Here is a 25,453-nt window from a genome sequence, read left to right as displayed (position 1 = left end):
AATTGTTCCAATACGTTAAAACCAAATACAAGTCATCGCTTCTTAACCTGTTGTTTCTCTCAAAACTCCTAAGTTATGAATCAGTTTGCCAAGGAAACCCTGCCCATCAGTCTTGAAGAGGAGATGCGGCGTTCTTATCTTGATTACGCCATGAGCGTTATCGTCGGGCGCGCTTTGCCCGATGTCCGCGATGGCTTGAAACCGGTCCATCGGCGCGTACTGTTCGCAATGCATGAACTCTCCAATGACTGGAATCGGCCTTATAAGAAATCGGCGCGTATTGTGGGTGACGTCATCGGTAAATATCATCCGCATGGTGACACCGCTGTCTACGATACCATTGTCCGCATGGCGCAAGATTTCTCGTTGCGTTACATGTTGATCGACGGTCAAGGCAACTTTGGTTCGGTGGATGGTGATAATGCTGCGGCGATGCGGTATACCGAGATCCGCATGTCGCGCATCGCGCACGAGTTATTGGTCGATCTCGATAAAGAAACCGTCGACTTTGGTCCGAACTATGATGGTTCCGAACAAGAACCGCTGATTCTGCCCACTAAAATCCCGAATCTGCTGATTAACGGTTCTTCCGGAATCGCTGTCGGCATGGCGACCAATATCCCACCGCATAATTTGAGTGAAGTGATTGACGCATGCCTGGCTTTGCTGAAAAACCCTGAAATCAGCATCGATGAGCTGATCGAATATGTTCCTGCGCCTGATTTCCCGACTGCCGGCATCATCTACGGCGTCGAAGGTGTCAGAGATGGTTACCGTACCGGCCGAGGTCGCGTCATAATGCGTGCGCGCACGCATTTCGAAGATATGGAAAAAGGCAGCCGTCAGAGTATCATCATTGACGAACTGCCTTACCAAGTCAACAAAGCCAACTTATTGATCCGCATCGGTGAATTGGTGCGCGACAAAAAAATTGAAGGTATTTCTGATCTGCGCGACGAATCCGACAAATCCGGTATGCGCGTCGTCATCGAGTTAAAGCGCGGCGAAATGCCTGAAGTTATACTGAACAACTTGTACAAAGAAACACAAATGCAAGACACGTTCGGCATGAACATGGTGGCTCTGCTCGATGGCCAGCCGCGACTGCTGAATCTCAAACAAATCCTTGATGCCTTCTTGCGTCATCGCCGCGAAGTCGTCACTCGCCGTACCGTATTCGAACTCAGAAAAGCGCGCGAACGCGGCCATATTTTGGAAGGCTTGGCAGTCGCCTTATCGAACGTCGATGAAATCATCGCGTTGATCAAAGCTGCGCCGACTCCTGCCGATGCCAAAACCGCCTTGATGGCGAGAGCCTGGCAGTCGGCTTTGGTTAAGGAAATGCTCGAACGCGCGATCGCAGATGCCAATGCGCTTCGACCCGAAGGGCTGGATGTTGCTTTCGGTCAACAATCAAAAGGTTACTTTTTATCCGACGAACAAGCGCAAGCGATTCTGGATTTACGTCTACAGCGTTTGACTGGTCTGGAACAGGAAAAAATTGTCAATGAATATAAAGAAGTGATCGACAAGATCATCGATTACCTTGATATTCTGGCGAATCCCGATCGTATTACCCGCATCATCACGGAAGAACTCGACGCCGTTAAGCAGCAATTCGGCGATAAACGGCGCAGTGAAATTGTGCTCGATGCACAAAATTTAAGTATTGAAGACTTGATCACACCCGCCGATGTCGTCGTCACACTATCGCACAGCGGCTATATCAAATCGCAACTGCTCGACGATTATCGCGCGCAAAAACGCGGCGGACGCGGCAAGCTGGCGACCAGCACCAAGGAAGACGACTTCATCGACAAGCTGTTCATCGCCAACACCCATGATTACATCCTGTGTTTCTCCAGCTTGGGCCGAGTGTACTGGATCAAGGTTTACGAAGTGCCGCAAGGCGGACGGCAATCGCGCGGCAAACCGATCGTCAACTGGGTGCAACTGGAAGAAGGCGAAAAAATCAATGCCGTGCTGCCGGTTAAAACCTTTGACGACGAGCACTTCGTTTTTATGGCAACGGCTTTTGGCACCGTCAAGAAAACGCCGCTGTCGGAGTTCTCCCGTCCTCGCAACAACGGTATCATCGCCATCGGGCTGGATGAGGGCGATTACTTAATCGGCGTTGAATTAACTGATGGCAAACATGATGTAATGCTGTTTTCCGACAACGGTAAAGCCATGCGTTTCGATGAAAACGATGTACGTCCGATGGGACGTACCGCCCGTGGCGTGCGCGGCATGAAACTCGGCTCCGGACACCAAGTGATCTCGATGCTGGTTGCTGAGAGTGAAGAATTAGCGGTGCTCACTGCCACCGAGAACGGCTACGGCAAACGTACACCAATCAGCGAATACACGCGTCATAATCGCGGCACACAAGGTATGATTGCGATCATCACCAGTCCGCGCAACGGCAAAGTGGTTGCTGCGAAGCTGGTAAAACCGGATGACGAAATCATGTTGATCACCTCCGGTGGCGTCATGATTCGCACGCGCGTCAATGAAGTACGCGAAATGAGCCGCGCCACGCAAGGCGTCACCTTGATCAATCTCGATCCGGGTGAGAAACTGGCCGGATTGGAACGCGTCGTAGAGAGCGAAGATAGCGATAGCGACAGCGACAGTTAGTCTTTTGCAATTGACTGGAACCCACGCAATGGAACAGATCTATAATTTCAGCGCCGGACCCGCCGTTCTCCCGCGAGAGGTATTACAGCAGGCGCAAGACGAAATGCTCGATTGGCATGGCAGCGGCATGTCGGTCATGGAAATGAGCCATCGCGGCAAGGAATTCATGTCAATTGCAGCTCAAATGGAAACAGATTTGCGTGAGCTGGCAAATATCCCTAAAAGTTACAAAATCCTGTTTCTGCAAGGCGGCGCCTCCAGTCAATTTGCCATGGTGCCGCTAAATCTGCTGCGCGGTAAAACCACCGCGGATTATCTCAATACCGGCCAATGGTCGGGGAAAGCGATTGAGGAGGCCAGCCGCTATTGTAGCGTCAATGTCACCGCATCATCCGAAGATAAAAATTTTACTTATGTCCCGCCGCAAACCGAATGGCGTCTCAGCCCCCAGGCGGCGTATGTGCATTACACCAGCAATGAAACCATCGGCGGCGTCGAGTTTCACTGGGTACCGCAAGTCGATATTCCATTGGTTGCCGATATGTCTTCCGATATTTTGTCGCGACCATTCGATGTCACTCGTTATGGCCTGATTTATGCCGGTGCGCAAAAAAATCTCGGCCCTGCCGGGTTGACGCTGGTAATCGTGCGAGATGACTTGCTGGGAAAACCCCTGCCCGGCACGCCAACTTTGTACGACTATCAGATTCACGCCCAGAACGATTCGATGTACAACACACCGCCGACTTATGCAATGTATATCACCGGCTTAGTGTTCGCTTGGCTCAAGAAACAAGGTGGACTGGCGGCGATGGAAAAAATCAACATGACCAAAGCGAATCTGTTGTACGGCTATCTCGACAGTACCGATTTCTATCATTGTCCGGTTGCAAAACCCGACCGCTCGCGCATGAATGTGCCGTTCACATTGAAAGACTCCGCGTTGGACGGTGAATTTCTAAAACAAGCGCAACAAAATGGTTTGTTGCAATTGAAGGGCCATCGTTCGGTTGGCGGTATGCGGGCATCGATCTACAATGCTATGCCGATCGAAGGCGTCGCGAAGCTGGTCGCTTTCATGAAGGAGTTTGCCAGTCGCCATGTCTGAACAACAACCCTTTAAAATTCTGACGCTCAACGCAATTTCATCACACGGACTCAACCGCTTTCCCGCCGGCGGCTATCAGGTCGGTCATGACATCGCGGAGCCGGACGCCATCTTGGTACGTTCGCACAACATGCTGAATACCGTTATCCCGCAAAGTGTGAAAGCGATCGGGCGTGCCGGTGCCGGCACCAACAATATCCCGGTCGAGGCAATGAATGCACGCGGTGTACCCGTTTTCAACACCCCTGGCGCCAACGCTAATGCCGTCAAAGAACTGGTGTTGGCCAGCTTGTTTCTGGCCGCACGCAATCTGGTGCCTGCGTTGCAATTTACCGACGGCCTGCAAGGCGATGATGCAACCATTAACAAATTGGCCGAAGACGGTAAAAAAAACTTCTCCGGTATTGAACTGCCGGGGCGTACATTGGGTGTGATCGGTTTGGGCGAAATCGGCCGGTTGGTCGCCAACTCGGCGATCCGGCTGGGCATGAAAGTGATCGGTTACGATCCGAAAATCACCGTCGAATCCGCGTGGAGCCTGTCGGCGGAAGTCAAAAAAGCCAACAGCATGGAAGATCTGCTACGCCACAGCGAATTCGTCAGCGTGCACGTACCGTTGCTCGATTCGACACGGCATCTGATCAATGACAAAAGTATACAATTGATGAAACATCATGCGATTTTGCTGAATTTCTCACGTAGCCCGATTGTCGACGAAGACGCGATCCTGCAAGCCATCGCCGCCAATAAAATCAAAAACTATGTCAGCGATTTCCCCAGCCAGAAACTGCAACACCAGAAGGGCGTGATCACCCTGCCGCACCTCGGCGCATCGACCGCCGAAGCGGAAGACAATTGCGCCGTGATGGTCGTCGATCAGTTGATCGATTATCTGCAAAACGGCAATATCACCCACACCGTCAATTTTCCAGACACGCAAATGGAACGCGAAGTCCCCTATCGCGTCGCCGTTGCCAATGCCAATGTGCCGAATATCCTGGGACAGATTTCGACCAGCATGGCACAGGCTGGATTAAACATTCATAACATGATCAATAAATCCCGCGGTGAAATGGCCTATACCCTGGTCGATACCGACAGTCCGGTACCTGCGAACGTATTAAATGAAATTTCGTCCATTACCGGAGTGTTGATGGCGCGTTATCTGCCTTTTCCGGAAAAAATTTAAGCGCACGATCTTAGAGTGACAACCTTCATCCATTATGTCTGAACAGCTCAAACAACTACGGGACCAGATTGACGCCATTGACGATCAGTTGTTGCAACTCGTCAGCAAACGCGCAGGATTAGCGCAACAAATCGGGGATATCAAGAAAAAAGAGAATGAAGCCAACGAGGCAAAAGCGGACGTCATCGTCTATCGCCCCGAGCGCGAAGCGCAAATATTGGCACGCATGCAGCAGCACAATCCCGGACCTATCAGCAATGAGCATATCCAGCAATTATTTATCGAAATCATGTCGCTTTGCCGGGCACTGGAAAAACCAATGAACGTCGCTTATCTCGGTCCCAACGGCACATTCTCGGAAGAAGCGGCATTGAAGCGTTTTGGTAGCGCCATCGCAGCGGTTGCGTGCGATTCAATCGATGACGTATTTCGCGCAGTAGAATCAGATGATGCCAATTACGGTGTAGTACCGGTCGAGAATTCTTCCGAAGGCGCTGTCGGAAGAACCATGGATCTGCTGTTACAAACGCCGCTCTCCATCTGCGGTGAGATCCAGTTACCGGTTCATCAGTTTCTAATGGCCCAACAAACCGATCTCGCACGAATCACTAAAATATACTCACACCCGCAGTCGCTGGCACAATGTCACCATTGGCTGACGGTGAATCTGCCGCACCTGCCCAGTTCGGCGCTATTTCATGCCGCCAGCAATGCCGAAGCCGCCCGGCTGGCCGCTGCCGATCAGCAAGCAGCAGCAGTAGCCAGTAAAAGAGCTGCGGAATTATTCGGATTGACCATCTGCGCCGAAAATATCGAGGATGATCCGAAAAACACGACACGTTTTCTGGTGATCGGCAAACAACAAGTCGGTGTTTCGGGGAAGGATAAAACATCGCTGATCATGTCCACTAACAATCGTTCCGGCGCCATCTACCGGTTACTCGAACCGCTGGCGCAACATGGTGTCAGCATGAGCCGTCTGGAATCCCGTCCATCGCGCACCGGTTTGTGGCAATACGTCTTTTTTGTAGACCTCGAAGGCCACCAGCACGATCAACCGGTTGCCGCTGCCTTGGCGGAATTGCGCGAAAAAGCTGCCTTTCTAAAAATCCTCGGCTCATACCCGGCATCATAACCACTGCTTACTCCGTCCGCCTAGCCGATTCAATTCACCCGTTTTTTTATTATCGTTTCCAATCAATAACAAATAAATCCTATGAATTTTTGCGATTTTGCTCCGGAATATATCCGCTCGATCCATCCTTATCAACCTGGCAAGCCTATTTCGGAATTGGCGCGGGAATTCGGTCTGGATGAATCCTACATCATCAAACTGGCGTCCAATGAAAACCCGCTCGGCACCAGTCCGCTCGCACTCGATGCGATGATCAATGCATTGCACGATATCGCGTTGTATCCGGATGGTAGCGGCTACGAATTGAAAACCGCCCTATCGAAACGCTACGATGTCGATCTGGAACAAATCATTTTAGGCAATGGCTCGAATGATGTACTGGATCTGGCCGCCCGCGTATTCCTCAAACCGGGAGCCGCGGCGGTTTATGCACAACACGCTTTTGCGGTCTATCCGCTGGTCGTACAAATGATGGGCGCTAACGGCATATCGGTCCCCGCTCGTGATTACGGTCACGACTTGCCTGCCATGCTCGACGCCGTCACTCCTGAAACCCGTATCGTCTTTATCGCCAGTCCGAACAATCCAACGGGTACCTTGTCGAGTGAAGAAGATTTGCTGCGTTTCTTGGAACGGGTGTCGCGCGATGTCCTGGTGGTGATCGATGAAGCGTATTACGAATACTTGCCGGACGCCAATAAACCGGACAGCCTCAAATGGTTGCAGCAATTTCCCAACTTGCTGATCACGCGTACATTTTCAAAAGTGTACGGCTTGGCTGGCGTTCGTGTCGGTTTCGGTTTAGCGCATCCCGAAGTGGCTAATTTGATGAATCGCGTCCGGCAACCATTTAACGTCAGCAGCATCGGTTTGGTAGGCGCTTTGGCGGCACTGAACGACGCCGAATTTGTACAACGCTCGTACGCGCTTAACCGCGCGGGCATGCTGCAATTGACTGACGGCTTCCGTAAAATGGGTATCGAATACATCCCGTCGTACGGCAATTTCATCAGCTTCCGTGTCAAAGGCGAAGCCGCCAACACGCCAAAGGTTTATCAAAGCCTGTTGCGTCACGGCATTATCGTGCGGCCGCTGGGGATTTACGAAATGCCGCATCACCTGCGCGTCACGATCGGACTCGAAGTGCAAAACCAGCGGTTTCTCGAATCACTCGATCACGCTTTAAGCGAACTGGATTAATTCCACTCATCGTGAATGCCTATCATGACAACAACCACAATGCTCAATAAATTGGTCATCATTGGTGTCGGCCTGATCGGCGGATCATTCGCCGCGGCGCTGCGTAAGGCAGGTTTGGTCAAACACATCACCGGTATCGGCCGCAGCCCGGCCAACATGCAACGCGCCACCGAGCTGGGCGTGATCGACGAAATCGCCAGCGATACCGCATCGGCGTTGCACAACGCCGATCTTGTGTTCCTCGCGATGCCGGTCGGCCAGACGGCTGCGACCATGGAACGCATCGCGCCGCACCTGCACGCCAACACGCTCATCACCGACGCCGGCAGCACCAAACAGGATGTCGTCACCGCCGCGCGTCACTATCTGCCGCTGCAAAACCGCCACCACTTCGTCCCCGGCCACCCGATCGCCGGTGCCGAACACAGCGGCGTGCAAGCGGCGCAAGCGGATTTGTATACCAACAAGCACGTAATCCTGACACCTTTGCCGGAAACCGCCGTGGCAGCCGTCGAACGCGTGCAACAATTATGGCAAGTCTGCGGCGCCAACGTATCACTGATGCCCGCCGATGAACACGACCGCGTGCTGGCCGCGACCAGCCATTTGCCGCACTTGCTGGCATTCACGCTGATGAATCACCTCCAGCACAGCACCAACTCCCCGGAAAACCTGCTGCGCTTCGCCGGCAGCGGCTTCCGCGACTTCACCCGCATCGCCAGTAGCTCCCCGGAAATGTGGCGCGACATTTGTCTGGCGAATCGCGAGGCGTTGCTTACGCAGATAAAGGCGTATCAGAATGAGTTGAACAACTTGCGGGAAATGCTGGAAAAGCATGATGGCGAAAAGTTGGGACAAGCGTTTTCGCAGGCGCGGGGGATGCGGGAGGATTGGTTGAACAAGAAAAATTATTCGTGAAAGATCAGAATGTCCGACGCTGAGCTAAATTTATTCTCAAAAGAATATACGAATTGTGATCCTCTATATCGGATGGTACAAGATAATCCAGGTTTCGCAGACATCAAAGAACACATATCTGAATTATGGAAAATTTATCATCCATATGCAGAACCCCAATTCTCGAGTGAGTTTTCACGTCATCTCCTACAGAGATATTGGGAACTCTGGCTTGGTGTCAAATTTATTGCTTCTGGTTTAACTCTCAACAGAAATTCAGGTGAAGGCCCTGATTTCGATCTAAAAATATCTTCCGGCTTACACTTTTATGTTGAAGCAACAGCAGTAGAAGCTGGAAGCAATGAAGATAGAGTTCCACCTCCACCGCAAGCGGCTAATAACGAAGATGCGCCCTATCCACCAAGCGAGCTTTTCCTCCGTATTACAGGTGCTATCAAAAATAAGTCTGAACAGCGAAAAGGACAAATTAAACATGGCACCTTAGATTCAAACAGACCTTATATCCTTGCTATCAATGTCGGTGATATTCCATTTATTTTCGTTGACGAGAATCCACCAACTCTGAGCCATGTTTGCCTTGGATTTGGAGGAGTCACGTATTCAGGTAGCTCAACACTTATGTCTCCGTTCCCATTTATCTATCGTAAGAAACATCCGAATAATCCTATTAGTACAAGAATTTTCTGTGACCCAGAATATAAATGGATATCTGGTATATTTTTGTCTGATGTAAATCCCTTTTATCTACCACAACGTAATCATATTCAATTCCTCCACAATCCTAATGCAGATATCAGAATCCCATTAGGATGGTTTCCATATGGCTCCGAATGGTACTGTAGCAATCAAAAACTCATCAACCACAAATAAACAAAAAAATCAGTGCATAAAGTACAGCGTTTGTATAGCAACAGTAAACAAAGCATATTGCACCGTCTTTGTTAATTCTTTCTAAAATTTAGCTCTATTTTAGTTACTCCCGCCAGACTTACCAGGCTGTTTACCCGCCGCGCGTAAATCGACAATCTTATTCAGCAACTGAAACCAAAACGGCGCGCCAAGCGATCCGGCAAAAGTCGTGATCAGGATGCCCATGATTTTGACCAGCCATTCCATAAAACCGAATCCCGCGAAAGCCCATTGACCATCCGGTAACTTCCAGCCGATCGGCAGATGCAATCCTTTGATTTGTTCAACCAACGCTCCGGCGGTCTTAGCGGATTGCTGAATACTGTCGATCGAACCTTCAACCGGCGCCGGTTCGTTTGACTGCGCCGCAGCTGCTGCATCGCCTGCCGGTTTTTGCTCAGCGGATGCTTGAGTCATCAACCCGGCAATATCCGTCGAAGAAGCCGCTTCCACCAGCGCTTGCCTGAGCGCGATGTCGGTCCACAGGGTCTGGGAAATTTTGATGGAATCGATATTCAAAGCGGAGCATACAACGAGTGCGATTGCAAAAATGATCACTTGTGTTTTTTGTTTGTACCAGCCACCCACACGATCCATCGCGTCGTTGTACCAATTTTCCAGGTTCTTGCGCGCCTTCTCGGCATCGTTGCCAGCTTCGTGCAGTAATAGAATGATCGACTTACCCGCTTCGGTTTGCGCGAATAAGCCTTGTTTCTCAATCGTTTCAATTAATGACTGATTGTCGGACGGCAGCTTGCCGGTGTTACCGGTCATAATATCCATGATTGCCAAGGTAAAATTCTTCGGAGGGATATAGGATGGTTTCTGTCCCGTTTTCGAGAGGCCATTGATCAAAGGATGCTGGTAAAGATCTTCGATCAGTTTATTTCCTTCCCCCGATTGCAACAAATTCGTCAACCCCGCTTCGAGATTTTTAGCACGCATGCGTAAAAACTGAGCCAGCATCTCGTTGATCGCCGAGCACAGCAAACTGATCAATACGAAAAGAAACACCATGCCCAAGGCAATGTCCAGGATTGAGGAATTCAACATATTTACTCCATTTTGTTTGCTTTAAACGTCATTACTACTCATGCAAAAGTTAAATCAAAAACCGGTGATGTTGTTTGACAGCTATTTTTCTTTTCAGTATAGTCCAAATCATATCAGGGTTAATTTTTTTCTACATCGATAGAAAAATCAAATAATAATAAAGGGTTACCCCGTTATTAATTACCCCAAACCCACCAAAAAAACCCTCAATGGAGATAAAAACCAATCTGCAAATTATTGCCGGTTGGTTAGTTCAGTCAAGTTTTATATACCTAGTAAAAATTCGCGGATTCTCGATGAATTTTTTACGATAAGCAACATTGTTCCAGATCAATTCCTGACACTTCGATGCCAGAAATTGATCAATAAGTCATTAAGATAAGCACAACTGGGCATATCGGTCCAGCGAATTGGCTTTTATTAATAGGCGGTTACTATGGCTGCAAGCATCTCGTTCAAATTATCCGGTTATCCGGACAGCATCACCCAATTTTCCGCTACCGCAACGTTGCCTCGCGTTGGTGCAGTCATCAGTAATTTAAAAAGCATGACCCATTCACACCACACCCAAGTCGGATTAGGAACGCTTGGGTTCCTAGCCGCTAAACGAGGTGCACCGGATTGGCAATCGTTGGTGCTGGTATCCAATCGCCATGTCTTGTTTGCCCATGATGCCGAATGCGGCAACATGATTTTCCAGCCGGACTACGAACAACAAGGCGATCAAGTCGTGTTCGATGTACCGCACTTAAATGCCATCGCGAGAATTGACAATACAGGGTTATGCGGACATGTTTCCTATGCCTATCCCGGGGAAGCCGAGAAATCGTATTACATCGACTGTGCAACCGCTGCCTTACTACTCAAGCAAGTTGGAAATCCACAGCGGATTCACAGTAAAACCCAGTATTTCACCAAAGTTGCCAGGGTGCATCCGCACGACACCTTCGAAGGCAGGGAACTCAAGGTGCATCTAGCAGGCCGGGAGAATGCGGTGTGGGGAAAAGTCATTGACTGCGAAGCCACCGTGGAAACGGTGACCGGCGAACGCTGCCACAACACATTGGTAATCCGCGCCATGCCCGATGGCAAAGGCGCATTGCAGCCGTTCTCGCGCAAGGGTGATTCCGGCGCCTTGCTGGTCGATCAATACCAGCGCGCCGTGGGCTTATTGTGGGGTCAGCATATGCATGATCCTTACATAGCTTATGCCTGTCATATCCACCCGGTGCTGAGTTTCCTGCAGATTACGCCTTGGCGCTTTAATTTTTGCGCGCCTCGATCAATCCAAAAGGATTAGCACGATGCGACGAAAAAATTTCATTCAATTCGCGAACCGTTGCTGCATCGCATGGAGGTAAAGTGATGGATCAAAAAGAACTGGCGGCATTACACGCAGAAGCCGAAGCCGAACTGAAAAAAATTCCTGGCGTGGTCGGTGTTGAATTCGGTCTAAAAGAAGTTGGCGGTAAAACCACGAACCAGATTTCCTTTCGCGTGTTTGTTAAAGAAAAACGCAAACCGGAAGACTTGAACCCGACCGAAATCATTCCGAAGGAATACAAGGGCATTCCTACCGATGTTCTTGTAGTGCCGGATATTACACCTGTACATTGCCAGGATATGGATCATCATTCACCACTGATTGGTGGTATTTCCATTTCAGGTTTTAGAGCTGATTCAAATAACCTTTACGATAATGGAACTCTGGGGTTCTTTGCCACTTTGAACGGTGTCAGTGGACCAGAAAATGTAGTATTAGTCTCGAATAATCATGTATTGACATTCGGTGGAGCGACTGTAGGTGATACCGTCTATCAACCAAAATTTGTTGAACAAAATGGCCAAGTGTCTATTGTACTTGACCAAGAACAGCGACACCCAATCGGCAAAATTAATAATGCCGGCAAAGACGGTACTCACTCATACGCTTACCCCAATGAAACTGCAGTAGATTTTTTTGTGGATGCTGCTACCGCGAAACTTAATATTTGTATTTCAAGTTGGTGCAATACCAATTGCGGGGTTTCGTATAAGAATGAAATCCGTGGCTTGAACATCGGCGGTAACAGTAAACTGGAAGACGTAGATCGTGTTAAACAAACTGATCTGGGTGGTAGCGATTATGTAGTCTATAAAGTTGGACGAAGAACCAGCAAAACAAAAGGTAAAGTCATTGGTATCGGTGATCCCTCCGGTACTAAAGGATGGCACATCACAATTGAAGCGACTGAAGCCGACTGTGATGGCATTCTTCGCTTTGTCGAACATGGCGACTCCGGTTCGGCATTGGTAAATGCGCAAAATAAACTGGTTGGTTTAATTTTTGCTAAATCCAGCAGTAATCCAGCCATTGCCTATGCTTGTCATATTCATCCGGTCATCGATCTTCTCAGCATCACCCCCATCACCACCGCCAATCCGCCGGCCGGTCCTGCTGGGCAGACGTTAAACGATGTCGAGGGCATCTTCACCGGCATCAACCACACTACCGAAGTTCGCGAGCGTTTTCTGAATACACGCAAGGGCGCTGAGATTTACCAGCAGATTCTCGATCATCGTCAGGAAGTCGTTGCACTCGTCAATCACCGGCGGCCGGTCACGGTGGCATGGCATCGCAGCAAAGGTCCTGCGTTCTTGGCGCACTTTGTTAACAATGCGCGCGACCCCGCGCACATCATTCCGTTTGAAGTGGAAGGGATCAGCCGCGATCAAATGATCCGGCGCATGGCCGAGGTGCTCACGCAACATGGCAGCGAATCTCTGCAACAAGTCATCCGGCTCTACTTTGACGAAGTGATGGGTTTCATTAACAGCTTCGATAACCTGCACGAATTCGTTAAACAGTTTGAAGAAGCGCCTGATTCCAATGAAGCCAGCGGACATGTCACGCCCGTAGACGTAGAGGAGACGGTCGATGTCAAATGAAGTAAACACCTTACAGCGCGTCTTGCTGCAAATCTCCAATGTATTGGAACCATTGGAGCGTGAACTCAACAGCACCCGTGCCATACAAACATTTGCCGAACTTGGGATCACGCTCAACAGCAGCCAGGTATCGTCACTGGCTTCACCGATGCAGGCGCTGGTCGCCAGCAGCAAAACTGTGCTGCAAAAAGCCGGCGATTTGGTGGAAGCAATCGAAGCGGAAAATATCGAGCAAATCGTCTTGATCAGCGTGGAATTGATCAGCCAGGTGATCACCGCCATCCAGAAAATCGATCAGCTACAAACCGCCGTACAGGGAATCGGCAGTATTCCGGCGAGCGTATCCAGTCATTTCGCCGATCGGTTGTTTAACTACTTGTTAGTCCGCACGCTGGACGCCGCCAACGGTATCAACGAATTCCTCGAGCTGTTGGGAATTCTCGAGCGGCAACGCAACAATGTCGGTTCCACCGATCCCGGCAATCCCGAATTCACGATCTCCACCTTCCATTTCAACGAACTGGGCAAGTGGCTGAAATCGCCGGTGTCGGCATTACAGTCACACTATAACTGGGGCAGCAACAGTCTTGATGCTGCTAATTTGCTGCAGCGGCTTGAACGTTTGTTACTTCATCTCAAAGCACCGGCTTTTTTTGACGATACATCGCCCACGCCGATTCTCGAAGCCGTCATTTTTCAATTACGCCCGCGTACCGATCTCAATCCGAACGGCTTGAGCTTATCGATTCGGCAGAATCTCAGTCCCGGAAAAATTGAATTTGCCGCCGACGATCTGAAAGTCACACTGGATTTACAGGCCACGTTGCCGTTCGGCGCCGAATTAGTCATTCAGCCACCGGCCAAATTTACTTTCCAAACCTCCGCAGCCGACACTATTACCGGCTCACTGAACCTCAGTGTCACCGCGGATCGCACACAAGCGGCAACACCTTATCTGTTGATCGGAGAACCGGACGGCAGCCGGCTGGAAGTGGGTAAATTCGGTGTCAACTTCGGCGGCCGGATTCAAGGCAGCGGCGGTCAATCGACCGCCGATTTTACTGTCGGCGGTGAAATCGGCGGCGGCAAGCTGTCAATCTCCTTTGCCGACGGCGACGGTTTTCTCACCGATATTCTGAGCGGTATCCAGCTCAATTCCGACTTCGGCATGGCGTTTGGCTATAACAGCAGCGAAGGTCTGTTTTTTGTCGGCAGCAGCGCCCTGGAAATCCAACTGCCGCTGCATCTGAATCTCGGACCGGTCGAAGTCAGCGCATTGACCTTTTCGGTCGGCATCGAAAACAACAAATTCCCCACCGCCATCTCTTCGGATATCAAAGCCGCCTTAGGTCCGCTTGCCGCCGTCGTCGAAAACATCGGTCTAGCCATCGACTTTGCCTTGGTCGATGATCGCAAGGGTAACGCCGGGCCGGTCGATATCAAGTTAGGATTCAAGCCACCGAACGGTGTCGGATTGTCGTTGGATGTCGGTATTGTCAAAGGCGGTGGCTATCTCTACTTCGATTTCGACAAGGAAGAATACGCCGGTGCGTTGGAATTGATGTTCAGCGGCATCGTCACGGTTAAAGCCATCGGTTTGATCACCACGCGCATGCCCGATGGCTCCGATGGATTCTCACTGCTGATCATACTCAGCGCCGAATTCGGCACACCGCTGCAATTGGGTTTCGGCTTTACCTTAAACGCGGTCGGCGGGCTGCTCGGCTTAAACCGCACGATGGAACTGGAGATCATTGCCGCCGGTGTGCGCACGGGTTCGATCGACAGCATCATGTTCCCCGATAACATTATCGAAAACGCGCCACGTATCATCAGTGATCTGCGGCAATTCTTCCCGCCCGCACAAGATGTATTTCTGATCGGCCCGATGGCAAAACTCGGCTGGGGAACACCGACGCTGGTCAGTGCATCGTTGGGCATCATTATCGAGATTCCGCCGGGCAACATCGCCATCCTTGGCGTGCTTAAAGTTGCATTACCCGACGAAGATGCTGCATTAATCATCATACAGGTCAGCTTTATCGGTGCTTTGGAAGTCGACAAGCAACGGCTGTGGTTTTATGCCAGCCTGTATGATTCACGGGTAATTTTCCTCACCATCGACGGCGATATGGGGCTATTGATCGCCTGGGGGGACAATGCCAATTTTGTCATCAGTGTCGGCGGCTTTCACCCTTCTTTCAAACCGCCGCCTTTGCCGTTTCCTAGCCCTAATCGAATTGCGATTAACATACTAAACACTTCGTTCGCCCGTATTGGTGTGGAAGGTTATTTCGCCGTTACCTCCAATACCGTGCAATTCGGCGCCAAAGCGGAAGTTTATTTCGGATTGAGTGCCTTCAATATCTCCGGCCATATCGGTTTTGATGCATTGTTCCAGTTTTCGCCGTTCTACTTCATCATCACCGTGTCCGCCTCGTTCGAGGTCAAAGTGTTCGGCATCGGCTTTTTCAGCGTACACATGCGCGGCGAACTGGAAGGCACCTCGCCGTGGCATATCGAAGGTGAAGGCTCGATCTCGGTATTATTCTGGGATATCGACGTACCCTTTAGTCATACTTGGGGCGAAGATGAAAACACTACTTTGCCGTCGATTGATATCATGCCGCTCATCGCGGCGGAATTCGAGAAACTGGAAAACTGGACAGCCGAACTACCCACATCCAATCAATTGCTGGTATCGCTACGCGCGATTGAAAGCACCAGCGATGTGATTCTGCACCCGGTCGGGGTGTTACGCGTGAACCAGCGCGCCATTCCGCTGGATCTGGATCTCGACAAAATCGGCAATCAGAAACCGAAAGATGCCAAGCGACTCACCGTTGAAGTCACCGATGGCAGTTTAGCTAAAGTCTCAGACACCAAGGAATCGTTTGCGACTGCGCAATACAAAACCCTCAGTGACGCTAACAAATTGAGCGCACCCGCTTACGAAAAGCAAAACGCCGGCATCGAGCTGTCGGTCAGCAACCAGCAACTGAAATCATCCGCAGCAGTGAAGCGCGTGGTGCGTTACGAGCAAAACATCATCGATAACAATTTCATTTCGTTGCTGATCCGCTTTGTCGCTATCGGCGTTGAATTTTTCAATCACTTCCTGGGGCGCAACGCTGCTTCGAAATCGACGCTTTCAGCCAATTACAAAATGCAAAAAGCGCCGATCGATCAGAAAGTGGTGGTCAAGGAAGCCGGTTATGTGGTCGCTTCGACCATGAACAACAGCCCTCATAGCAAGGATGCTTATTTTGCAACACACGCACAAGCACAGGATTTCCTGCGCACGCAGGTAAGCCAGTCGCCCGGGCTGCAAGACAATCTGCACGTCATTCCGAGCGCGGAAGCAACCCCATTTAAGGAGGCGGCATAATGGCGATCGGCACCTATACATTTCTGCCGTGGCTGCGGCAAGGCGTCGCCAATAATATCCAGTCGGCGGATCTCGATGCTTCGGTCAAAACCCGCGCCAGCATCGCTGTCAACCTGAATATCAAAGGCAGTGGCGGCGAAGGCGGCAACGTAGCGGCTGCCATCACCAAGGATGTCGCGCTGTACGGCCCTGGCGACATCATCGGTATCGAATCGCGCGCAATCATCAAAACCGAACCGCTCAACTGGATCACCAACTTTGAGCCCAATTATCTCTGCCATATCGAGTTTTACGACGAAGATTTCCCCTGGCGTTATACCCCTGCAGCACCGGCTGGTTCCCGGCTGCGACCTTGGGTCACACTAATCGTACTGGCCGAAACCGAATTTGCCGAAGGCGGCAATATTTCCGGCAAACCGCTGCCCTTTATCGACATCAAGGCCAATCCGTTCGAAGCGGTATTTCCGAAGGCCGAAGAACTGTGGGCGTGGGCGCATGTGCACGTCAACAAAAATATCGCCGGCAGTCAGGATGCTCCGCAAGCGCCAGATATCAACAACACGCTATCGCAACTGCAAAGCGTGCTGGCGCAAAACGCCGACGAAGCCTATTCGCGCATCGTTTGCCCGCGTAAACTGACTCCGAACGAGCGCTATCACGCGTTTCTGATACCGACTTTTGAAACCGGCCGTCTGGCCGGACTGGGAATGAACCCAGACGATGCGCCGCATGCGACATTTTCAGCGTGGGGTGAAGGACGCCCGGCGCCGACACAGTTTCCGTTTTATTACCGTTGGTTCTTCCGCACCGGGTCGCAAGGCGATTTTGAGTATCTGGTGCGGCTGCTCGAGCCGAAACCGGCGGATAGCCGCGTTGGCCGCCGCGATATCGACGTGCAAAACCCCGGTTCCAATATCAGCGGCATCCAAAATCCGGATTTGGAAGGCGTGTTGAAACTGGGCGGCGCGCTCCTTGCGCCGTTAAGCAACGAAGCCGAGCAGGAAATCGCCAAATGGGAAAATTGGGATCAACCGTATCCGCATGTATTCCAGCAGGAATTGGCGGCATTTCTGAACCTTGCCGATGACTACGCCCGGCTCGCCGCCGATACCGCCAACCAGAACGCCGATTTGCCCGCCGCCATTCAGGCTGACCCCGACCCCTTGATCACACCGCCGATTTATGGCCGCTGGCATGCATTGAGAAATCGTGTGCTGAAAGAAGCCGACGGCAGCGATGCCCCCAACAACGAGAACTGGTTGCATGAACTCAACCTCGATCCGCGCTGGCGCAGTGCCGCCGGTTTCGGCACTGACGTCATCATCGCCAACCAGGAGGAATATATGGATGCGGCATGGGATCAGGTGGGTGACGTGCTCGAAGCCAACCGGCAAATCCGCTTGGCGCAACTCGCCAAAATCACCGCCAACAGTTGGTATCAGAAACAAGTGCTGCCATTGCAACAAATCAGTCACGACAAAATTCTGTTCATGACAGCGCCCGTACAAAAACGCGTAATCAGTCAAGGTGTGACGGTTTTTCATCAAATCAAGCAAAGCCCGGTCACGCCGGCGCTTTCTTCCGCATCGCTACGGCGCATGTTGCGTCCGAACGGCCGGCTGCAAAAATTATCGGTCTTTGACGATCACAGCCATCCGAATAATCTAATTACCCGCGTCAACGATGGTGTCGTTACTGCCGCGCCGCCGCATGTGATCCCGGCCACACTACCATCCCTCGACAATCTCTCTCAAGATGCGCAACCCAAGGATGTGCCATCTTGGTTGCTGGACTTACTCAAACGCTATCCTTTTATTCCTTATCTTTTATCAGCGTTGATTTTGCTGTTGGCAATCCTGCTGGTGATTATCGGCGCCAGCGCTGGCATCTGGGCTGCAGCGGCGCTTGCTGGCGCGGGATTGTTGTGGGCTTATCGCACTTTGCAGCGCCTGATCACACAAACCAACCAAGCTAATTCGGTCTCCGAAGGCGGACAAATGCCGGCTGCGGTGGATGCTATGCCGCCGAGCAATGACTTTGTGTTAACCTCGGAATTAAATTTGCTGGCGTTGGATCCGGCCAATCCGCCGCAACCAGCAACCGCCGGCGCAGCCGATAATGTCCAATCGAGTCGCTTTAAAACCGCGTTGAAAGATTCATATAAGGTTTTACAAAACGGCTTGCAAGCCGGTGTCATTCCCGCGACAGTACCAATCAATGTTGCTCAACTGGCGACGGATACGCTGTTCAAATTGAATCCGGCGGTTACGATCCCGAAATGGACATTCAACAACATCCTGTTACCTGCGCATATCCTTAACTTGATCGGCGAGAAATTTGTCGAGGCGATGGCCTACCCGGAATTCGATGTCCCGATGTACAAACCGCTGGTCGATAAATCCACCGAGCTGTTTGTGCCGAATCTGAATTTCATCGGACAAAACACCATCACGTTATTGAAAACCAACCAGCCATTCATCGAATCCTACATGGTCGGCCTCAATCACGAATTCGCGCGCGAGTTGCTGTGGCGCGAATATCCGACCGATCAGCGCGGTTCCTATTTCCGGCAGTTCTGGGACGTCAGCGGCTTCCTCAGTCCCACCAAAGACAACGAGCAGCGCCGCGAGGAATTGAAAGACATCCCGCCGATTCACCGTTGGTCGCGGTTCTCCAAACTAGGCGAGCATGATCATCGCGAGCAAGGTCTTGAGAACGAAGAGGAATTGGTATTGGTGATTCGCGGCGAATTGCTGAAGAAATACCCGAATGCGGTGATTTATGCGCAAAAAGCCAAATGGCAGCCGATCAGCGATACCAATCCGGCACCGAACAAAAAAACCGAACGGATATTCGACGACAGCGTGCCGATCAAAACGCCTTTGTATGAAGCGCAAGTCAAGCCGGATATTTACTTCTTCGGCTTCGACTTAACCGAAGAAGAAGCACGCGGCAATCCCGAAGTTGACGATGAACCGGGTTGGTTCTTCGTAATTAAGGAACGGCCTGGGGAACCGCGCTTCGGCCTGGATATCAACCGCGAAAGCCCGATCCAAGTCTGGAATGACCTCGCGTGGACAGATGTGGCGCCCGGCATCAGCGATGGCGAGTTTATCGACATCGCCAGCGCGCCAGCGCGCAGCTTGCCCAATACGGCACCGGGCGGCACCGCGCAGGAAAAAGCGGAGCAATGGAAAGAGGATCATTTGTTGAGCTGGACAGCCAATATCAACTCGGCGGAACTGGCTTATATCTTGTTCCAGGCGCCGGTTCTCGTCGGCGTGCACGCATCCGAAATGCTGCCACCCGATTAAGCATGGCTTGTAAGTAGAACTTTCAACCGAAAGAAGTGGCTTATGACAAATTTTAAAGATACGCAAGAACAACTCGATTCAGCGCGCCGGCAACACCAGCAAAGCCGATTGGACTGGTTCGTCAACAATGAAAAGCTGCAGAAAAACGCGCGGGATCTTGCATCACTGCGCCGACGCTCGGATGCCGCAGCGAAAGAACAATTGCAAGCATTGCAGCGCGAGCAAGAAGCATTACGCGCCAATGCCGACAAACTGCAAGCCGAACTTCAGCAAGACCGGCAAGTTCTGCTCGATCACGAATCATTATTCGAGGTTTTTTCCGATCCGACCAAGAACATCGGGCAATTGAATGATCTTCACCCGATTCTGCTGTTTCCGTTGCGCATCGAGACGCGTTTTAAGAAAGTTACCGGCCCCGAGGGGCGCGATGGCGTCGATCAGTTATGGGTGCGCGTTTACCCGGATGACATCAGCATCGATACCTTTGAAGAAATTCCTTCTGAAATCGAAATCAGCAACACCCGCATTTACTGGACCAATATCTGGATAGCGGGCGGAGTCGATAGCGAGAAGCGCGCCGCTTGGCAATCGCTGGTTAAAAGCCATGGCGCAGGCCGGGCGTATTGGTTGAGCCAATTATTCAAACCGCTGAATCTATCCGAAGAGCCGACCAAAGCCGCTGGCGAATATATTCTGGTGATCGTATCCGAACAGCCATTGCCCGCCGCCGAAAAACCGGTGGTGCAACAATACTGGCAAGCCGTGTTTAATGCCAATAACGATGCCACGGCTTTGGATGCTGCGTTTACCGTGCTCAAAAACAGTCTCGGCGAACCTCGCGCGCAAGAAATCGTCAGCTCATACCAGCCGCAGAACTTGAATGTCAAACCGGCACAGCCTGAAACGATCACCAACGTGCGCGTCGAGTTCCTGGAGTTACCTGTCGTCAACGAAGTCGATACGCAATTGCTGGCTTGGTCCAATCCGGCGCGCGTCGCGCTGTTACCGGAGCGTTTCGTTGTGATGGGCTTTAACGGTACTGAACAAACGTTATTCCATATCGGCCGTCCGGTACCTTCGGAGCTGATCGTCGGCCCCAACCCCAATGCGCCGGAAGATCAGCAATTGCGGCTGGAAAATGACGAGTTGATCGTGCCCGATGAAATGAAATGGATCACCGATTTTGACGAAGCAGTCGCCAAGGGTATGGGGTTCAAGATTAATTTGAATGACATCCAGGCGAAACGCGGTTTCAGCCGGCTGTTTGTGCTCGGTATCCGGCTCAGTGCCGACGTCAACAAAAGCCGCGAGCAATTGCAGCAATTGATTCAGCATCATCAACGCAGCCGCAAGGGTTTCAGCCTGCTGCCGCAAGGCGCTCCGACCAATAACGTCGAGGATCAGGAAAGCGGTTATACCTGGTTCAGCGATGCCGACGCCAGTTACGATCATTATTTCAACCAGTATGCCGCCGATGACGATCCCGCCGATTGGCGCACACGTAAGGACGGCCGCTGGCTGGCGCAAAGCCTGGGTATCGACCCGGCCATCCTGAAATTATCGCCGCACTATTACGCCAATGACCAGTTGGAAGCCCGAGCGATGAACGAAGCGCTGTGGCCTGCTACACTCGGTTATTTCATGGATCAGATGATGGAACCGGTGTTCGGCGATGACACCATCACCCATACACGCAATTACTTCAACCGGTATGTACTGGGCCGCGGCACGCTACCGGCCATCCGCATCGGCAAACAACCTTACGGGATTCTGCCGGCGACACCGTTCTCACGCATGGCATGGATCAATCGCAAAATTTTCGCTAACGACCGGCTGGAGCCGCACATTTCCGGCTCTTTTCTGTTCTTTTCCCGGCTCTACGAGCTCATTAAGAAAGCCGATGAACGTTGGGTGACATTGCTCCCCAAAGTCTCCTATGTCGGCAAACCGCAAACCGACCCGCAACAAGCTTTGCTCGATATCGTCGGTCTGCATCCGGCATCGGTCGAGTTTTATCAGCGCTATGCGGAAAGCGCCGAGCAGTTGTACAACCGTTACAAAACCTCTTTTATCAACGGTTCGATCTATGCCGCGATTGCATCGCTGATTTACACCCAGAGCGGCCTCAACCTGCTCGCGCAATTGGGCTATTCCGCGCAGGAAAACAACAAGATTCCCGATATTCTCAACAAATTTTTCACGCGGGCGGCCAACCTGCTGAAAGGTCCTTTGATCGACGATCAGGCGTTGTCCGAATTCAATCCGATCCGGCCCTATCATACCGACGGTTCGAATTATCTTCAGTGGCTGGTTGCCGCGGCGCGCGATTCGCACAACACCTTGCGTCTGCAACAAGGCTTTATCGACGACAAACCGCCGACTGCGTTGCTCTATCTGATGCTCCATCATGCACTGGATCTGTCTTACCTCGATACCAGTTTGCGCTTGCATCTGGAAGCAAATGTCATGGATACGCAGCAATTCGCCGTGGCGAAACGTGAACCTAAGTTTCTGCACATTCAGGAAGCACAAGAAGACAAAGGCAGTCCTTGGCAGTATCTGTATAAAGCGGAACCAGCCATCACCCATCAACCGAATCTGCAAATCGCCGACTTCATTCCGCAAATATTAACGATACGCAATCCCTACCTGAACACGCAAATCAACGCATTGGAGCGTCTGCGGCAGACACCGACGGCGCGGCTGGAAAGGAACTTTGCCGAACATATCGACTGCTGCAGCTATCGCCTCGATGCTTGGTGGCTCGGGTTGCTGAACGTGCAACTCGATATCATGCAGCAAATAGCCGGGCCCACTCAACCGCACCCCGGTACCCCACCGGATAATGGTCATGTTGACGAATCCCACGGTTGCTATCTGGGCGCCTACGCCTGGCTGGAAGATGTCCGTCCGGAAAACAAAAACCTGACGCCAGTCGATCTGACCGGAGAACTCGATAGAATTTTCAACAAGCCGGGGCAAGCGCCACTGGTCGCAGACGACAAGAATTTTGGCTATATTCACGCGCCATCATTGAATCATGCGGTTACTGCCGCGGTATTGCGCAACGGCTATCTGGCCAACGCCACTCCGAGCAATCCTGACAGCTTGGCAATTAATCTCACCTCCGAGCGTGTGCGGCTGGCGATGAATGTCATCGACGGCATGCGCAATGGCCAAAGCCTTGCGGCCCTGCTGGGTTATTACCTGGAGCGCGGCTTGCACGATGCCGGCGATTTATTTCTCGACAGCATCATTTTCGATCTGCGCAAGCAGTTTCCGCTGGCAGGCGACCGGTTATCGACCACCGCAACCCCTAGCAACGAACCGATCAGTTCTGTGGAAGCGCGCAATGTCGTCGATGGACTGGCGCTGATTGAGCATGTGCAAGCGCAATCCGGCGCAAACCGGAATTATCCGTTCGGCATTGCGACGTTACCTGCGATCACTGAACAAAACAAACTGGATGCGATCAATCGCGAAGTGCAGCGCATTCTGAACATCAACGACGCCGTCGCCGATCTGGCAATGGCGGAAGGCGTCTATCAAGTGGTACAAGGCAATTACGATCGCGCCGCCGGAACATTGGATGCATTCAGCAAGGGACACTTCCCGCCGATACCGGAAGTGGTGCAAACGCCGCGCAGCGGCATCACGCTGACGCATCGCGTCGGCTTGCATTTGCGCACCGGCTTGAACCCCGGCGACCCTGCCAACAGCACACCGCGCGCCAAAGCGGAACCGGCCGTCAATCAATGGTTAACGCAATTACTGCCGGCAATGAGCGACATTTTCTGTGTTGTCGATTATTACAATCAAGCCAACGCACAGCAGGAACAGCAAACAGTCAGCGCACATGATTTGGGGTTGCTGGCTGTCGACCTGATCTACATGTTATCGACCGACCAGCAGCAAATGACCGCGCTCGACGATCGCATCCTGACACAAGTCTATGCCATCCCCGGTGTGCGCATCGATAGCGATATTAAAATCCGCTATCGCGGCAAGCAAGCCGGTAAATATTCATTTTTTGAAGTAATGCCGATGCTGCACGATCTGAAAGTATTGCTCACGCAATCGCGACCGCTCAAAACCACCGATGTGAAACTGCCGAACGAAGCATCGCAGCAAGATGACGGCGTGGCAGCCATCCGTGTTGAAAAAGTCACCACGGTGCGTGATTTGCTGCTGCCGCAGCAAGCAGCCTTGAATGCACTGAGAACGCAGATCGATACCTGGCTGAACGATCCCGATCCGGTCGTTGCGGAAAACAATGCGCTCAATCATCTCGATGAAATGCTCAGTAGTTATTTGCCGCTCGCCGCCACAATCAATCAATTTGGTTTGACTGGAGCTGCGGTCGGCTTTGTTTACGACTGGCGGCGCGTTCAATTCCAGGCGTTATTGGAGAAACTGCAAGACATCGTTACCCGTTGGCAAGCAGCACTTCAAGAATTTGAACAACGCATCACCGGTTTCGGCGCGCTGGATCCGGCCACACCTGTTGAAGACAAAATGCAATACCTGATGGAAGCGGCGTTATTGATCGTAACCGAATCGATTCCAATCCCAGCTTCAAACGATCCCAACGATTTGCTGAACACACTGAATACTACCCATAAAACCAGCTTCCAAAACAGCCTAACAAATCTTGAAAATCTGCTGGCAACCGCCAGCCAGGTTGGCGCACTGTACGCATCGATGCTCGCCCGGGCAAGTGACATTGCGCTGCACGATACGCAAGCACTGGATATGACCGACAATAAAAAAGCCATCGTCAGTTTTGCCCAAACCCTGCAAGCCAAAGTTCAGGCGCTGGCAGCAGACATTGACAAGCGCCTGGCGACGGCAAATACCCTAATCACCGGTGACACTTCGGCCACTGCCGAACAGCGTATAGACGAGCTGACACGCGCAATCCGGCAGTTAACACACGAAGATTTCGTCATCTTGCCCGAATTCAATCTGAGCGCCGCGCATGGCGGCGAATGGCAGCAAAGCTTCGACAATCGCGCACAGTTGCTGAGTTATCAGAAAAATGACATGAGTGTGGATTTCCCTGAAGACAATTGGCTTTATGGTGTTGCACGAGTACGGGAGAAATTGCAACGCTGGGAAAGTGTGATGCAATTTGGCGAGGCATTGAACAATGTCAGTTTGAGTTTAACGCCGTTGCAGTTTCCGTACCGCCCCGACGATCATTGGCTGGCATTGCAATATCCCGATACCCAACCTGGCACTGCCGATCCATTTGTAATCGACAGCGACAAATTGCTGTATACCGCGCATTATACCGATCCTTTTGCACAAAACGCCCCAATCTGCGGGCTACTGCTCGACGAGTGGACCGAAGTGATTCCCACCACGCAGGAAACCACCGGCTTGACGTTCCATTATGACCGCCCCAATTGCGAAGCGCCGCAATCGTTGCTACTGGCGCTGCCCGCGAACTTTACCGGTCACTGGCAATGGCAGGATTTGGTCGACACCTTGCACGAAACTCTGGATATGGCCAGAAAACGTGCTGTTGAACCGGCGCATTGGAATGAAACGGAGTACGCCCGCTTCCTGCCAGCCGTAATATCCTCGGTAACCCGCTACCCGATCATGATGACGCTTGATCTTGCCTTTAATAATGCGGTGCAATTCAAATCCAACGTAGAGAGTTAGC

General features: G+C 51.6%; 13 protein-coding genes. 12 read left to right on the top strand and 1 reads right to left on the bottom strand.

All coding sequences use genetic code 11. The features are described 5' to 3' along the window. The first annotated feature begins 75 nt into the window (after positions 1-75). The 7 genes from gyrA to ACV7NC_RS12830 all read left to right on the top strand — a co-directional run bounded on the left by gyrA (position 76) and on the right by ACV7NC_RS12830 (position 9,060). Positions 76-2,640: a DNA gyrase subunit A gene (gene gyrA / locus ACV7NC_RS12860; RefSeq protein ID WP_458152984.1), complete on the top strand. Its 2,565-nt coding sequence runs from the start codon at positions 76-78 to the stop codon at positions 2,638-2,640. 28 nt (positions 2,641-2,668) lie between these two features. After that, positions 2,669-3,748 carry a 3-phosphoserine/phosphohydroxythreonine transaminase gene (gene serC, locus ACV7NC_RS12855; RefSeq protein ID WP_458152983.1) on the top strand — a complete coding sequence of 360 codons (1,080 nt, stop codon included), beginning with the start codon at positions 2,669-2,671 and terminating at the stop codon, positions 3,746-3,748. Further along, positions 3,741-4,937, top strand: a complete 1,197-nt coding sequence (locus tag ACV7NC_RS12850) for a phosphoglycerate dehydrogenase (protein ID WP_458152982.1) — start codon at positions 3,741-3,743, stop codon at positions 4,935-4,937. Before serC ends, ACV7NC_RS12850 begins: the two co-directional genes overlap by 8 nt. 34 nt (positions 4,938-4,971) lie before the next feature. Further along, entirely contained in the window at positions 4,972-6,072 is a 1,101-nt protein-coding gene (gene pheA, locus ACV7NC_RS12845) for a prephenate dehydratase (protein ID WP_458152981.1), read from the top strand. Between the two features lie 81 nt (positions 6,073-6,153). Then, positions 6,154-7,272: a histidinol-phosphate transaminase gene (hisC, locus tag ACV7NC_RS12840; RefSeq protein WP_458152980.1), complete on the top strand. Its 1,119-nt coding sequence runs from the start codon at positions 6,154-6,156 to the stop codon at positions 7,270-7,272. A gap of 24 nt (positions 7,273-7,296) precedes the next feature. Next, positions 7,297-8,190, top strand: a complete 894-nt coding sequence (locus ACV7NC_RS12835) for a prephenate dehydrogenase (RefSeq protein ID WP_458152979.1) — start codon at positions 7,297-7,299, stop codon at positions 8,188-8,190. A 9-nt stretch (positions 8,191-8,199) separates the two neighbouring features. Continuing rightward, the gene (locus ACV7NC_RS12830; RefSeq protein ID WP_458152978.1) at positions 8,200-9,060 is read left to right on the top strand and encodes a hypothetical protein; all 861 of its coding nucleotides are present in this window, start codon (positions 8,200-8,202) and stop codon (positions 9,058-9,060) included. A gap of 99 nt (positions 9,061-9,159) precedes the next feature. Here ACV7NC_RS12830 and ACV7NC_RS12825 read toward each other — a convergent pair whose 3' ends face one another. Then, entirely contained in the window at positions 9,160-10,152 is a 993-nt protein-coding gene (locus tag ACV7NC_RS12825; RefSeq protein ID WP_458152977.1) for a hypothetical protein, read from the bottom strand. Positions 10,153-10,588: 436 nt separating this feature from the next. On the opposite strand from ACV7NC_RS12825, the gene ACV7NC_RS12820 reads away from it, so the two are divergent. The 5 genes from ACV7NC_RS12820 (at position 10,589) to ACV7NC_RS12800 (ending at position 25,452) form a co-directional block, all read left to right on the top strand. Beyond that, positions 10,589-11,452 carry a hypothetical protein gene (locus ACV7NC_RS12820; RefSeq protein ID WP_458152976.1) on the top strand — a complete coding sequence of 288 codons (864 nt, stop codon included), beginning with the start codon at positions 10,589-10,591 and terminating at the stop codon, positions 11,450-11,452. Between the two features lie 65 nt (positions 11,453-11,517). Further along, positions 11,518-13,080 carry a hypothetical protein gene (locus ACV7NC_RS12815; RefSeq protein WP_458152975.1) on the top strand — a complete coding sequence of 521 codons (1,563 nt, stop codon included), beginning with the start codon at positions 11,518-11,520 and terminating at the stop codon, positions 13,078-13,080. Next, on the top strand, positions 13,070-16,468 hold the full coding sequence (locus ACV7NC_RS12810; protein WP_458152974.1) for a DUF6603 domain-containing protein: 3,399 nt from the start codon (positions 13,070-13,072) through the stop codon (positions 16,466-16,468). Before ACV7NC_RS12815 ends, ACV7NC_RS12810 begins: the two co-directional genes overlap by 11 nt. Continuing rightward, a complete protein-coding gene (locus tag ACV7NC_RS12805; protein ID WP_458152973.1) occupies positions 16,468-19,782 on the top strand; it encodes a hypothetical protein in 3,315 nt (1,104 codons plus the stop codon). Before ACV7NC_RS12810 ends, ACV7NC_RS12805 begins: the two co-directional genes overlap by 1 nt. 42 nt (positions 19,783-19,824) lie before the next feature. After that, positions 19,825-25,452 (top strand): hypothetical protein, encoded by a 5,628-nt coding sequence (locus ACV7NC_RS12800; protein ID WP_458152972.1) that lies wholly within the window; start codon positions 19,825-19,827, stop codon positions 25,450-25,452. The last annotated feature ends 1 nt before the right edge of the window (position 25,453 follow it).

The sequence above is a fragment of the Nitrosomonas limosa genome (genome assembly GCF_054188085.1).
Note: the sequence above shows the minus strand (reverse complement) of the source record. Positions and strands in the feature narration are given on the sequence as shown.

Bases quoted from the DNA above. Each gene is read 5' to 3' on its own strand.
- gyrA (WP_458152984.1), top strand. From the start codon at position 76: ATGAATCAGTTTGCCAAGGAAACCCTGCCCATCAGTCTTGAAGAGGAG.
- serC (WP_458152983.1), top strand. From the start codon at position 2,669: ATGGAACAGATCTATAATTTCAGCGCCGGACCCGCCGTTCTCCCGCGA.
- ACV7NC_RS12850 (WP_458152982.1), top strand. From the start codon at position 3,741: ATGTCTGAACAACAACCCTTTAAAATTCTGACGCTCAACGCAATTTCA.
- pheA (WP_458152981.1), top strand. From the start codon at position 4,972: ATGTCTGAACAGCTCAAACAACTACGGGACCAGATTGACGCCATTGAC.
- hisC (WP_458152980.1), top strand. From the start codon at position 6,154: ATGAATTTTTGCGATTTTGCTCCGGAATATATCCGCTCGATCCATCCT.
- ACV7NC_RS12835 (WP_458152979.1), top strand. From the start codon at position 7,297: ATGACAACAACCACAATGCTCAATAAATTGGTCATCATTGGTGTCGGC.
- ACV7NC_RS12830 (WP_458152978.1), top strand. From the start codon at position 8,200: ATGTCCGACGCTGAGCTAAATTTATTCTCAAAAGAATATACGAATTGT.
- ACV7NC_RS12825 (WP_458152977.1), bottom strand. From the start codon at position 10,152: ATGTTGAATTCCTCAATCCTGGACATTGCCTTGGGCATGGTGTTTCTT.
- ACV7NC_RS12820 (WP_458152976.1), top strand. From the start codon at position 10,589: ATGGCTGCAAGCATCTCGTTCAAATTATCCGGTTATCCGGACAGCATC.
- ACV7NC_RS12815 (WP_458152975.1), top strand. From the start codon at position 11,518: ATGGATCAAAAAGAACTGGCGGCATTACACGCAGAAGCCGAAGCCGAA.
- ACV7NC_RS12810 (WP_458152974.1), top strand. From the start codon at position 13,070: ATGTCAAATGAAGTAAACACCTTACAGCGCGTCTTGCTGCAAATCTCC.
- ACV7NC_RS12805 (WP_458152973.1), top strand. From the start codon at position 16,468: ATGGCGATCGGCACCTATACATTTCTGCCGTGGCTGCGGCAAGGCGTC.
- ACV7NC_RS12800 (WP_458152972.1), top strand. From the start codon at position 19,825: ATGACAAATTTTAAAGATACGCAAGAACAACTCGATTCAGCGCGCCGG.